The following is a 13,076-nucleotide window of genomic DNA, read 5'->3' as shown; positions in this document are numbered from 1 at the left end:
TTACCAGCCTGAGATTCTCGCCAATGGGGATACACTTAAACAGCTGCTGGTCAGGAGCAGGTACTTGCTTTTCAAGCACCATGATAAGTGGACCGCCTCGCAGGTTCAACGTTCCCGGCTACTTTTCGAGCGTTATTCGCTTATAGAACAGGCTTACAAGCTCGCAACAGGTTTAGGGACTGTTTTTCGGGTTTGTAAATCCAAAGAGCAAGCATTTAAAAGGCTCGCGCTGTGGTACAATGCAGTTGAAGATTGCGGCTTGGATTCCTTCAAAACTGTCGCTCGATCTATCCAGACCCACTATCTGGATATACTTAACTTCTTCAACAACAGAAGTACGAATGCTTCGGCGGAGTCATTCAACGCGAAAATCAAGGCGTTTAGATCATCATCCAGAGGTGTGAGGGAAGCTGGCCGTGACAAAGTTGGGATGCTGGGCGGCCGACGCGGTGGTGAACAGAATACTCCCCGATTTGCGCCCGACCATTTGCGGAAGCACCGTTTGTACGGCCGTGATGGCGGAGAGCACCTGAAAGTCCAAATGATATTGCTCATTTTCAACGTCGATATTGCGGGGCGCCCGAAGGGTTTCCCAGGCAGGTGAAGGGCTAAATTCCAGTACATCGATGGCACCATATTCATCGATGACCTGATGAAGCGCGCGGTTAATGCTGTCTCTGTCAAGAATATCGACTTTGAAAATGCCTGCGGTAATGCCTTTGGCTTGCAGTTTGCTTTGAAGCGGGGCGAGGTTGTCCGTATTTCGGGATAAAAGGGCCACGTTGAAGCCTTGCAGACCAAATTTTTCAGCGATAGCTAACCCTACACCAGGGCCAGCACCGATAATTGCGATTGTTTTTGCCATCATTGTAAGAAGTTTGTTGGAAGTAATTACTGCGAAATTTGGCTGTTGAATTTAGACTGAAACAGTTGCTGCCAGGTCCAATAAGAAACACCCGCGGCTGCAAGAATCAATAGGGTGGCGCCCCATTTTTCAGGGCCGCCATGGGTGGCCATCAGCGTGTAGGTCGCTCCGATGAAGTAAAAGATAAAGCCGAAATAGGCTGCTTGCTGAAAGCGTCGAAGCGCGGGGGCCAGAATCGTAATGGCGCCAACCACTTTAACGAAGCCGAAAAAGGGCATGAAATAATCGGGTAGTCCAAGCGATCTGTTGACCTGTACCAACTCTTCAACCATAAGGATGTTGGCGATGCCAGCTAAGCCAACCAGGCCAAGAAATAGCGTGGACGCCCAATAGATGAACTTTACTTTTTTGGTATTCATAATGGATGGTTGTTTGGAGATTTTTAATGGGTCTGATTTACGCTCAATGAACATTAATGACAGTCTCCGTTCGGGGGCTGATTGGAGGGTTTGTCGACCGTTTGTTTTCTTTACAAAACTACGTACATTTGATTACCAAAAGTTACCAGTTACCCGTAGGTAATCAGTTACCTTTTGGTAATCAAATCAGAAAGCTATGCCTAATTACACAGATTGTTTATCCGCGCTGATCCCGATCAGGGATACATTGGAAGTAGTAAATGGGAAATGGAAACTGTTGATCCTGGTTTCCATCGGGGTTGGGAATCGCCGGTTTCGGGAGATACAGCGCAGTATTCCCGACCTGAGCACGAAGGTGCTGGCGAAGGAGCTAAAAGACCTGGAAGAAAATGGATTGATCAAACGGACGGTTGAAGACGGTTACCCTGTTACAATCACCTACACTACGCTGCCTTATGCGGAAACATTGGGGAGTGTGATCGAGGCTTTGAAGAACTGGGGCGTGCAGCACCGCGAGCATATTATGGGAACCGCGTCCTAAAATCATCTGGCGCAGCAAATCTTGTTTTAATAAATAGTTGATAATGAATTGGTTGTGCGTTAATTGCTTCTGAAATGCTGAGTATGTTTGTTGGCTGGTATGTTGTTGTGCTAACCGAAAGGTTCGTATATTCATGCGTTGATGGCAAGGATGAATAGACGATACTAACAGCACAAAACAATGCACGATTTATTATTTGACTTTATATCAAAATACATTTCGCTGACAGAAGATGAAAAGAACGCGGTCGTTTCTTTGGCCATATTTCGCTCAGAAAAAAAGGGAACGACTTTACTCAATGCAGGAGAAAAGTCCAATGACGGCTACTTTGTCCTTAAAGGTTGTATCCGAACATATTACGTCATAGACGGAGAAGAAAAGACCACCGCTTTCTACACGGAAATGGAGGCCTTGACACCGCATTGTGTTACCACTAAGGCCTCTTCCGAATATTACATTTCTTGCGTGGAAGACTCAATTCTCCTGGTCTCAGATCCTGATATGGAAACTGAAATATTCAGTAAGTTTCCGAAGTTCGAAACCCTTTGCAGAATATTGGCAGAAGAATTGTTGGCTAAACAGCAAATTAATTTTGATGAGTTTAAAACTTCTTCACCCGAACAACGCTATTTGAACCTGTTACAAAAAAGACCAGATTTGGTTAAACGGGTTCCGCAACACCAGTTGGCAAGCTATCTTGGTATAAAACCACAATCATTAAGCAGGCTGAGGGCCAGGATTTTGGAGAAAAATAAAGGTTAAGCATCATTTCTTAACTTAAGTGAACGTTTTTGAGCTACCGGCCCATCTACTTTTGCAGTATCATTCAACACTAAAAACGGAGGATATGCAAAAGAAAATTTTACGGTTGGCCTTGATTTTAATGATGGCAGCCACGCTGCAAGGCAGAGCTCAATATGCCAAACAAGACAGTACTTATAGCAAGTTCTTTATAGGCAGTACCTTGTTTATGATAGCTAACCTGGTGCCTGATAACAACCCGCCTCAAATGATTTATCTGAACCTGGGTTATCGCATCACGGGAAGGGATGCTGTTTCACTTGAATTTAAAACCTGGAAATATGCCTGGCCCATTGGCATTCCATATGGAAAATCATTTGAAGCAGAAGGGGAGGGGTTTCCGGGTTATATCCGTGAGCGCGGAGTTTCACTTAATTACCAAAGGTTTTTATGGAATGGTCTTTTCGCGCAAGTTGATGTGATGCCTGCTTTTCAAACTTTTGTAAATGAAAACCATAAGAAGATTGACAATGGCTTTCAGATCTTTAATACTTATTCCATTGGTTATCACATTAAATTTTTCAAGGATCGGCTTTTTTTTCAACCTTCCATAGCAGTGACGCATCGTCCCTATCAATCAACAATGCCCGATTTGTTTAAACAGGTCGACGACAAATGGTCGAGATTCTTCTTCGGACAGCCGGGTTTGCATTTTGGGTTTAATTTTTAAAGCCATTAGGTGAAACGGTGTCGAAATTCTTTAGTAAGCCACTAAATTTATTTAATACGGCAAAAACTTCTTTAATGGACAATTAAATTTTTTGTAGTTAGCAACCTGGTCGCGTAAAGTACTTTTGTCCTGATTCAAGCCGTGTCAGTCCCCACGGTACTTGTTCGTCATTTTTACTAAATCAGCGACACTATGCAACAAATCTCCGTTTCTGTCAACTTCCCGAAGTGGGGGACAAAACACCTTATTGCGGCCTTGATTCTATTTGCTGCGACCACCACTGCGGCCAGGGCCCAGTGTATCAATTTTATTGCAAACGGCAGTATGGAAACCTATACCAATTGCCCAAATTTCAGTAACGGTGGAACAATTAACTACGCCACCAACTGGAAAACAATCGGCGGCCTGGCAGGGACGTACGGTCAGCTATTGGTCTACAGGCCAGGCGAATGTATTTCCAATAAGCCGGTGTCATCATGGGCTGCTTCCACGGCCCTGACCGGCGGGAGCGACGGTACTAACTGGCTGGGAGGGCATAATACCGAAAACTGGCAAAATACGCTGACTCAACCGCTACCGCCCGGAAACTATACATTCTATCTGGATGCGGGTAACGTGATCAACAGCCCATACGTAAACACCAATTCCACGTTGTTGTTCTATGGTGTAAAATCCACCGATGCGGACTTTTCACACATTCCAGCACAGTTGATAGGTTCCGTTGTCGTGGACAATGTCATTTCCGCAACCAACCAAACCTGGGTTACCAGAAGCTTCAACATCACCACTACCGAGACTTATGACCGCATTGAAATACTCAATGCGCCCGTTGTCCCGGGAAATGCGGGTGCTTACACCTACATCGACAATTTTCGCCTTACTTATACTGTCAGCGGAGGTCCGGACACGACCATTTGCGTAGGCGCTACCACTGAGATGGCGGGAGCCGGAAGCGGCGTATGGAGTGAAAAACCAGGCAATCCTACTTCAACGACCATCACCGATCCTTCCAGCGGTACCACCACAATTTCAGGATTTTCCACTCCGGGAGTTTATTATTTCATCTGGACTTCAAATGGTTGTACCGACGAGGTGGCCGTTACCGTGACAGGGCCATCTGCTCCTGTAATAGCTGTCACGGATCCAAGTTGTGCAGTGCCGACCGGCAGTATCACTGTCGAGTCGCCGGTTTCAGGCCTGACTTATACGCTTTCTCCTGGTGGCACGTCCAATACGACGGGTGTTTTCGCGGGCCTCGCCCCGGCGACAGGTCCTTACACGGTTAAGGCCAGCGATGGTACATGCAATTCCGCCGCTTCCAATGCGCAGAGCATCGGAGCATTTGAATGCTGCGAATCCGATGCAGGAACCATTACGATTATACCCTAACGTTAGCCCATCAAGAAAGCTATGATGCAAACATACTTTTCCCACTTTTCAGCACGCTGGAAATGGACGGCATTGCTGATCATGCTGGGAGCGTTTCCCCGAATACTCAGCGCACAATGTGTTAACGCCGGTTCTCCGATCCATTTCACAATCGCAGGCAACAATACGGCGACCGGGTACACCACGGTTTATCTGCTCACCAATTCTGACGGCAGGATACTTAAAGCTGTTACCGACGGATTTGCCGCCCCCGACGTGAATGGGACCTACTATCTCTACGCTGTCAATTACAAAACATCCGGAACTGGACCAACCATGACGCCCGGCACCAATATCGCCGCCATAGGAGGTGATTGTACGGCAGCAAGCGAGCAACCGGCACAATTTTGTGTGAGCGGCGGTTGCGTGCCTGCCGGAAGTTCAGTCGCGTTTCAGGTGACGGGGCACAATACCTCCGCCGGATATCTTACCCAATACGCCCTCACCGACAGTACCGGGCACATTGTTTCTTCGCATACCGAAAGCCCGATCACCTTGCCGTCGGCGCCGGGAAAATATCGGATATACGCCGTTAATTACCTGGCAATAGGAGGGAGCCTGGCCCCGAACCTTCAGGCGGGAACGCTCATCACCGAGATCGGAGGTACTTGTGCATCCGCAAGCCAGACTCCGATCGAAGTTTGCGCTGCGCCGTCCATGCCGGTGACATTACTTTCGTTTTCCCTTGCCCAGGAAGCCCGAACGGTGCGGGTAAACTGGGTTACGACCGAAGAAGTAAATGCCGAAAAATTTGAAATTCAGCGGGCGCGCGACGCCAAAAATTGGCAGGCAATAGGCTCGCAAGGAGCCGAAGGGGACAGCAAGGTGTTGGTTTCCTACCAGTTTACGGATCCGGCTCCGCTTTCAGGCCAGGGATATTACCGGTTGAAAATGATCGACCGTGACCAGTCCTTCACGTACAGCCGTATTCAGAGCATCAGGTTGGGTAACAAAGAAGCATACGCCTCTGTATACCCCAATCCAACGCAGGACCGCTTGTTGCTAATGAAGCCCGAAGCTGATGTGATCAGGCATGTCATATTGACTTCCCAGTCAGGTACTACTGTTTTCAAAGGCGCTTCGTTTCCGACAGCCGGAATTGATGTCCGGAATATTGCAGCAGGTACATACCTCTTGAAAATTACCTGGCAGAACGGCCAGGAAGAGGTGCACCGGATTGTTGTTGGCCGGTAGTCCATTGCCCGACGCATATGTCGCACAGTTCGCGACGATACTTTGATATCTGCGGAAACATTGGGAAAACGGCATCGGGCAAGCTCTTACCGGTACTTCGTTGCCGGCAAGAGCTTGCTCCGAATCGCTATTATTTTTCAACGAGATCGCAATCCGTCACCAGGCCGCCGGAGGTCAGATGGACAAGTATATAGGTATCCGGTTGATTGGACTTCAATTGGTAAGTAATTATTTCGCTTACTTCGCTGTCGTGGCGTTGAATTCCCCGGCCTGCGACGTTTTCTGAATGAATAAAAGTTAGTGATTTCAAAGTTTCCGGCTCTCGCATTCCTCCTGCGAAATCGCGTTTGGCCCCCGGAGTGAGGCCTGTTGTTTCTTCCAATATTTTACCGCCTTTTACCATGGCCTGCAAAGCCGTCAGGATTTTGGGCGTGCGCGATGGATCCGGATCTGCATTGGTGTTATGGGCATCGGCAAGCGGCCCGATACGCGGTACTTTCCGCTCATACTTTTGATCATTGTCTTGAAGCGTGAAACCAGTCGCATTTCCATTAGCGTCGGTATTAAAGATCACAGAAACATTGCGGTCGGTTGATGTAAACTTATTATTGGCGACGGGCACAAATTCTTCATCGACAAAACCATCTTCCAGGGTGAAGAGTCGCTGATTTTCAGCTTCAAAAGTGACCATTCGATTGTTGAACAATTCATATCGGCCTTCGAAAGCCTTCAAAGCTTTGGAATCCACATTCACGGCGGCCGGTTTGGTTTTTACGGGAAATCCGTCCCAGTGGTAATAGTCAGCGATAAAATCAACAATCCTTCCCATCATATGCGAGTTATCATTCGCATTGATCATGATCACAACGCCTTGCCCTTTGTCCACACTGGCGGTCAACAATGCATCAAAACCCTCGTCGCGCCCATTGTGACCGAAGCGGAGCGTAGTACTGTCGCCCTGCAAAAAGACACCCAATCCATCCCTGTTTTTCTGATCTGTCAACATTTGGCGGGTCATCGATTGGGACAATACGCTTCCTGATTTCCCGGCATAAGCATGCTGAACACTAATCGCGAACCGGGCCAGGTCGGACGGCGTGGTCCACAATCCCGCTGCTGCCATTTCAGGATAAATATGCCAGCGACCTTCCACCAAACTTCGATTGTTATAGTGACCGGTTGCCGTCAATTTTGCCAGTTCCGGAGGTAATGGTTGTTGATAGGTACTACTTTTCATGCCCAATGGCGAGAGCACATTGTTTTTCATGAATTCGGGAAAAGCAGCGCCCGTCACATCCTCCATCAGTTGTTGCATGACCGTATAACCGCCGCCAGAATACCGCCAACGGGAGCCAGGAACAAAGTCTACACGAACCGGTGGCGTATTGGTTGGGGCCGTCCCATCCAGAATCTGAACGACCGTGGGGATCTTTGCGCCCGCAGCGTATCCCGGGAACCCGTGCACGGTCAGGCCGGTAGTATGGCTGAGTATCCCGCGCAGCGTGACCTTTTTGTCAATGGTAAACGCGTTATCGGGAACTTTCCAATTTTTTAATTTTACGTTAACATTCTCATCCAGAGAAAGTTTATTCTGTTCAACAAGGTACAGTGCGCCCATAGCCGCAACCGATTTGCTGACCGAGCCGGCCTGAAACAAAGTATTCGTCGTGACAGGCACCTTTCCATCCTTATCGATAAATCCATATGCCTGGGCCTTCACGATTTTTCCGCCCTGAATGATAGCCAGGGACAAACCGGGAATACGCCGCTTCTGCATTTGACTTCGGATAAAATCGTCCAGATCATCCGCCCGGACGTGAAATACAGCTAATAGAAAGGAAAGAATCAGAAAGAGGCGTTGTTTTTTCATGGATGGTTTGGTAAGAATGTTTTCAGCAAAGCTAGGCGTTTCTATCCCGTCGTTTGTTAATGAGCTGTAAAAGAAGGTTAATGAAATGTAAATGCTGGTTTTGCAGACTGTTATGGATTTTAGCCCCAGAGAGTGTTGGCTATACTACACAAAAATAGATGCGCCCGGCAACCTGCAATGACTACATTTGCCCTGCAAAAGCAAATTCAAAAATTTATGAGCTTTGGACAAAGGGTTATTCGCTTTCATGAACAGTTGAGTTATTCCGGCTCTGCCTTACCCGAGGGAATCGGAGTTATCAATCCATTTGCAGAGTCAACAACAGCGATGGATAATCTCAAGGCGTTTGCCAACAGGTATCTCGACGATAACAACCAGCGCCGCATCATTCTGGGTATCAATCCCAGTCGGTTAGGAGCCGGAGTCACAGGCGTTCCCTTCACGGACACCAAACGGTTGGTTGGCGAGTGCAAGATTCCATACAACGGGAAGCCGACGCACGAAATTTCCTCGGTATTTATCTATGAAATGATTAATGCTTTTGGCGGGGTAAGTGATTTTTACAGTAGATTTTACATAAACTCACCATTCCCTCTGGCGATTACAAAAACAAACCCGGAAGGAAAGCAGATCAACTATAATTATTATGACAGCGCGGCGCTCACGAAAGCCGTTTATCCATTTATCGTTCAAAGTATGGGGCAACTGGTCGACCTTGGAATAGCTACCGATACCTGCTTCTGCCTTGGGACAGGGAAGAATGCCAGTTTTTTACAGCAGCTAAATCAGGAACACGGATTTTTTGGTGAGATTATACCTTTGGAGCACCCAAGGTTTATCATGCAGTATAAAAGCGCTGCAAAAAGCCTGTATATTGAAAAATATATAAGGGTTTTGGGCGCAATAGATCGTGCATAAAAATAAATCACAATGTAAATCAAACGAATATATCTGTCGAATTACAACGCATCCAAAAAATCAAGATACTGCGGAATACTCCTTTCAATCCACGCATCCGTAGAATTGAGCTCGATCCCGTAATAGGCAAAAAACGGACGGTAATCAGCTTTGACGTATTCGAAACTGAGCTCGAAAGGCCGCGTTAGCTCTTCGACCGTGTACTTGTACCGCGCCGAGGGGCTGTATTCGTGCTCATCAACGCCCAACGACATCGCCAATGCGATTTTCTTCCCCGCCATTTTGTATCCGCTCCGACTGCCGTACGCCCAGCCGTAAGTCATCACTTCATCCAGCCATTTTTTAAAAAACGACGGACAGTTGAACCAGTAAAAGGGGAACTGAAATACGATCTTGTCATGCGCTTCGATCAGTTTTTGTTCGGCGGCAACGTCCAGTTTTTCATCAGGATACGCCTCATGCAATTGATGCACCGTATACTTGTTGGGGTACCTGTTTAATGCAGCCAGCCATTTACTATTGATGACCGAATGTTTAATATCCGGATGGATCACAATTACCAAGGTCTTCATTCTATTGAGCATGTTTGTTTCTGCCAAAATTAGATGGGTTACCTCGGTTTTTGTAAATTAGCTACCAAATGTAGGGTACTATAAAAAATGTAAGTAATGTCGAAAGTGAAAGTGAGCTCGACCAATTTCGCTAACAAACAAGCGTTAAGCGATGAATGCTCAGAAGTTTACGCGGCCAATATTATCGGCGGGCAATGGTCACTGGCCATCGTTTCCTGGCTCATGAATGGGAAACTGAGGTTTGGGCAGTTGAAGAAGCTAATGCCGGGCATTACGGAACGCATGCTTACATTACAGTTGCGAAAATTGGAGGAAAACAAAATCGTTATACGTACTGTCTACGCAGAAATTCCGCCCCGGGTGGAATACGAGCTTACGCCAATTGGCTATGAGCTCAAACCGATTGTTAAGCACCTTGAAATCTGGGGAGACAAGCACAAGAATCTATAAACCTCTGCACGCACGGTCGTTTGTGAATGAGCTGTAAAAGAAGGTTAATGAAATGTGAATGTTGCTTTTATGGGTTGATTTGGATTTTCGCGCGTGAGAAACTGGAACTCTCGTCGTCTCTCTCTGGGTACGCAGATATTACCTGAAAAAGCGGCGAATTAATTTACATTTTATAGATTTAGAGGGCTGAAAACGTAATCCATTTTTAAACCCCGTCCTCAATCATGATTTCAATTCCTGCCCGTGTTTCAAATCACGTACGTCAGATAGCGTACGTTGCGTTTGCTATTGTACTTTCTTTGGGCGGCCAGTCGTGCAAAAGAGACAAGGAGAAGGAAGTACTGCCCCAATTTCCGGTTGAACTGTATATGAAGCAAGTGAAGAAGAAGGATGGGATTCGCCTGTTTGCCGGTAAAACGGAGATTACCGATCCCAAAGTGATCCGGGAGTTTGTGCGCGAATTGCCTTATTTCGATGTGAAAGACAGCACTGTCGTAGGAGACGAGAAGATGACATTTCTCTCTGTCGACTCTGCTTCGATTGAGCAAATATATCCTGCGCTAAAGGTCAAAAGAAGCGGGGATACATTGTTTTTTGAACCCAGATGGGATATGGAATTATCGGAGGATTATGCGAGGTGGATCTATCCCATGTTCAAATATAGGAGCCCGCTTGGGACCCAGTGGTACGATCAAAAATACAGGGTGAAAGCACGGCTGGTGGCATACGGTAATTATTCGAAGGTAATGCTGCCGGTTTTTAATTTTAAATGGGTAAGAACACAAAAGTACATGGGCCAGATTTACCGGTCCGGCAACTCCGCAAAAATCTTGCTCAATGAATTTGATAAGACCTACATTAATATGATACCGGAAATGGATACGGTTGCCGTAGAAGAGTATATCTATATTTTGGAGAGGAGATAGGTCAAAAACTTGCAAAGGAGGTATGATCGCTTTGCGCTGGCTTGTATTTTAAACAATCTGTCTTTCAGGGATTTCCAGCTTATATCCCTTCCCGTGAACATTCGTTATTCTCAGCTCAGGATCACGACTTAATTTCTTTCGAAGTTTCGACACAAACATGTCGAGGCTCCGACCGGTGATAACCCCTTCGTTAATCCAGACTTCCTGCATCAGTGTTTCGCGGAGGATTAGTTCCCCGAAATTTTTGTGGAGCAATTCCAACACCTTGCATTCTTTGTCTGTGAGACTAACCACCTCGGTTTCCAAAAGCAGGCGCTGATCCTTCACATTAAATAAAAATTTTCCTAGCGCAGCCAATTCCGGAACGGGCTCCTTTGTAATTGCGTGGTTTTGATTCTGCCCGGGTACAGGTTTTATATTTTTCCCAAAACGCCCAATCAATAGCGTAACACCCAACAACACCAGAATACCGGTATAAATCACATTGCTTAATGGATGGTCAAAGGTTTTTAATTCTTCAAGTTTTGGATTAGCGTCCTTAGGATCCGTTCCAGCGGATTTGAGTTTGTCAGTCCGTTCATGGTCGGAGGTTGCTATTTGTTCAAGTTTTGGATTGACTATCTGAGAATCTGCTTTGACGGATTCAGTCAGTTGGTCGATGCCAGCTTTCTGTTGTTTCACATGCTCATAAAAATCCGGAAAGGTAAATTCCATTGTGTAACAACCCGGGGGCTGACTTCTGCCACTGCAAGCCAGGATGTCCGGCGAGGTATTATTTACCTGGAAACCATAAACGATGCTGCTTTTCATGCAATCATGTACGGTGACCGTGTAACCCGAACTGAATTGTTTTTTAGGAAGTAGGTTCTGCGACAACGCCATGAGCGAGTCGTGATTAAAAACGAGTTCATTTTCGAACCTGAGCAGAAACGTGCCTTCTTTAAGCTCGGTAACGGGTAATACGCGTGAGGTTGAGTCGCCTGCTTGCAGGAGCAGCCGATGACCAATCTGACGGATCGCGAGGTTCACTTGCTTCGCCCGTAAGTCGCGGCCGGAATGTTCTGCGAAAGACGAGACAATAGAAAAGACAGCAAGCATGGTCATGATAATGCCGGACCTAACTACCAACCGGTTAGTGAAAAAGCCAGTAAAGGCAGAATTTACACGCATTTACATTTCTTTTTACAATTGATTTACAAGGAGCAGTGGCGTGGGCATCTACATTTGGATATGTGAATTTAAAAACAATTTTATTTCATTATTTCACCAAACCAATTTAGTCATGAAAATCCATAACCTCGCTTTTTTGCTCCTTTTTCAATTCCCATTTGCCCTTGATCAGGCTTTGGAATTTCCACGGTTATCCTCACTTACGGATAGCAAGCAAAAACAAAACCGGGATCGGGCGGGAGCTGCCAATATTATTTTTAAATCTGCCGATGGCGGCGAAACCTGGCAGGACATTAGCGAAGGGTTGCCCGAAAATTTGTCGGAAGAGGGTATCCCGAGAGATGGTTTCCTTGCAAATGATAATGGAATCTATCTGCGCACTGGAAATGGAATGTATTACAGCAAACCCAATTCCACTGCTCCTTTTTGGAAAAAAGAGATTTCTCCGGACAACGTTAGCGGCATTGTCCCGGGCAAAACGGGATTGCTTGCATTCAATTACGGAGGTCATTTTTTGCAAAATGTAAACGGAACGGGTTTATGGTTGCCGATATATACGGATTTTCAAGGGAAGGATGTTCGCACCGTTTTCGAAACCGGGGACAATGTTTTTATAGGTTGCGGCAGGGGCCTTTTTAAATATGATGGTAGTGAAAAAACCTGGAAGCGAGTCTATGACGGAGGCTGGGTGATGAAAGTGGTAGAGTCAAATGGAGTGCTGATGGCTACTAGTCAGAGAGGTATAATTCGGTCAATAGATAATGGTGAAAATTGGGTTAATGTGATTAATGAGCGCGGAGTGGGCATTGCTATCGAGCGCATCAAAGATGGATTTGCCGCGATCACTTATAATGCAGAGACGGAGACAAGTAGGGTACGGACATCATATGACCGCGGCAAAACCTGGCAGCCCATCGATGGTGACCTCCCGGCAAGCCTCATTATCGCTTCCATTGCAGAGGTTGGAAAATATATGTTCTGTGGTCACCCGGCAGGTATTTACAGATCCTCAGACAAGGGAAAAACATGGCAACTTTTACTTCCCGTCATACAGGACAAAGTGTTCAACTTGTCTGTTTCCGGCAACGTGATCTATGCCATACCAAGAAGTGGAGGATGTTGAAAACTCAGGTTAACTTCTTGTCCTGTACGCCGGCTTGAAAAGCAAAAAGACCGCCTCAAATTGCTTTGAGACGGCCTTTTGTATTACGCATCTGCCGGATGCTTCAACACGATTTCTCGCCGCATGCCG

At 46.5% G+C, this 13,076-nt stretch carries 14 protein-coding genes and 1 pseudogene; 10 read left to right on the top strand and 5 right to left on the bottom strand.

Annotated elements, in window-relative coordinates; genetic code table 11:
* Positions 1-64: 64 nt before the first annotated feature.
* Positions 65-349: pseudogene (locus J7619_RS31470) on the top strand (transposase); the annotation flags it as partial.
* 39 nt (positions 350-388) lie between these two features.
* Here J7619_RS31470 and J7619_RS31465 read toward each other — a convergent pair.
* Both J7619_RS31465 and J7619_RS31460 read right to left on the bottom strand, forming a co-directional pair.
* Entirely contained in the window at positions 389-868 is a 480-nt protein-coding gene (locus tag J7619_RS31465; protein WP_291208664.1) for an SDR family oxidoreductase, read from the bottom strand.
* A 23-nt stretch (positions 869-891) separates the two neighbouring features.
* Positions 892-1,284: a DoxX family protein gene (locus tag J7619_RS31460; protein WP_291208661.1), complete on the bottom strand. Its 393-nt coding sequence runs from the start codon at positions 1,282-1,284 to the stop codon at positions 892-894.
* 196 nt (positions 1,285-1,480) lie between these two features.
* On the opposite strand from J7619_RS31460, the gene J7619_RS31455 reads away from it, so the two are divergent.
* The 5 genes from J7619_RS31455 to J7619_RS31435 all read left to right on the top strand — a co-directional run bounded on the left by J7619_RS31455 (position 1,481) and on the right by J7619_RS31435 (position 5,918).
* Complete coding sequence (locus tag J7619_RS31455) at positions 1,481-1,825, top strand: helix-turn-helix domain-containing protein (protein WP_291208658.1); 345 nt, start codon at positions 1,481-1,483, stop codon at positions 1,823-1,825.
* 180 nt (positions 1,826-2,005) lie between these two features.
* On the top strand, positions 2,006-2,587 hold the full coding sequence (locus J7619_RS31450; RefSeq protein WP_291208656.1) for a Crp/Fnr family transcriptional regulator: 582 nt from the start codon (positions 2,006-2,008) through the stop codon (positions 2,585-2,587).
* A gap of 85 nt (positions 2,588-2,672) precedes the next feature.
* On the top strand, positions 2,673-3,296 hold the full coding sequence (locus J7619_RS31445; RefSeq protein WP_291208654.1) for a hypothetical protein: 624 nt from the start codon (positions 2,673-2,675) through the stop codon (positions 3,294-3,296).
* Between the two features lie 192 nt (positions 3,297-3,488).
* A complete protein-coding gene (locus J7619_RS31440; protein ID WP_291208652.1) occupies positions 3,489-4,685 on the top strand; it encodes a hypothetical protein in 1,197 nt (398 codons plus the stop codon).
* A 21-nt stretch (positions 4,686-4,706) separates the two neighbouring features.
* Positions 4,707-5,918, top strand: coding sequence for a T9SS type A sorting domain-containing protein (locus tag J7619_RS31435; protein WP_291208650.1), 1,212 nt, complete (start codon positions 4,707-4,709; stop codon positions 5,916-5,918).
* A 130-nt stretch (positions 5,919-6,048) separates the two neighbouring features.
* On the opposite strand, the gene J7619_RS31430 is transcribed toward J7619_RS31435, so the two are convergent.
* Positions 6,049-7,788: a serine hydrolase gene (locus J7619_RS31430; RefSeq protein ID WP_291208647.1), complete on the bottom strand. Its 1,740-nt coding sequence runs from the start codon at positions 7,786-7,788 to the stop codon at positions 6,049-6,051.
* A gap of 177 nt (positions 7,789-7,965) precedes the next feature.
* Between J7619_RS31430 and J7619_RS31425 the strand changes: the two genes are divergently transcribed.
* A complete protein-coding gene (locus J7619_RS31425) occupies positions 7,966-8,706 on the top strand; it encodes a uracil-DNA glycosylase family protein (RefSeq protein WP_291208645.1) in 741 nt (246 codons plus the stop codon).
* A gap of 41 nt (positions 8,707-8,747) precedes the next feature.
* On the opposite strand, the gene J7619_RS31420 is transcribed toward J7619_RS31425, so the two are convergent.
* The gene (locus J7619_RS31420; protein WP_291208643.1) at positions 8,748-9,278 is read right to left on the bottom strand and encodes an NAD(P)H-dependent oxidoreductase; all 531 of its coding nucleotides are present in this window, start codon (positions 9,276-9,278) and stop codon (positions 8,748-8,750) included.
* A 96-nt stretch (positions 9,279-9,374) separates the two neighbouring features.
* Here J7619_RS31420 and J7619_RS31415 point away from each other — a divergent pair, with 96 nt between their 5' ends.
* Positions 9,375-9,728 carry a helix-turn-helix domain-containing protein gene (locus J7619_RS31415; protein ID WP_291208640.1) on the top strand — a complete coding sequence of 118 codons (354 nt, stop codon included), beginning with the start codon at positions 9,375-9,377 and terminating at the stop codon, positions 9,726-9,728.
* A 224-nt stretch (positions 9,729-9,952) separates the two neighbouring features.
* A complete protein-coding gene (locus J7619_RS31410) occupies positions 9,953-10,654 on the top strand; it encodes a hypothetical protein (protein WP_291208638.1) in 702 nt (233 codons plus the stop codon).
* A 48-nt stretch (positions 10,655-10,702) separates the two neighbouring features.
* Here J7619_RS31410 and J7619_RS31405 read toward each other — a convergent pair whose 3' ends face one another.
* Complete coding sequence (locus tag J7619_RS31405) at positions 10,703-11,824, bottom strand: winged helix-turn-helix domain-containing protein (protein ID WP_291208635.1); 1,122 nt, start codon at positions 11,822-11,824, stop codon at positions 10,703-10,705.
* Between the two features lie 112 nt (positions 11,825-11,936).
* On the opposite strand from J7619_RS31405, the gene J7619_RS31400 reads away from it, so the two are divergent.
* A complete protein-coding gene (locus J7619_RS31400) occupies positions 11,937-12,947 on the top strand; it encodes a sialidase family protein (protein WP_291208632.1) in 1,011 nt (336 codons plus the stop codon).
* Positions 12,948-13,076 lie beyond the last annotated feature (129 nt).

This window comes from Dyadobacter sp., assembly GCF_017744695.1.
Classification (GTDB): Bacteria; Bacteroidota; Bacteroidia; order Cytophagales; family Spirosomataceae; genus Dyadobacter.
This window is presented reverse-complemented; position numbering and strand designations above follow the sequence as displayed.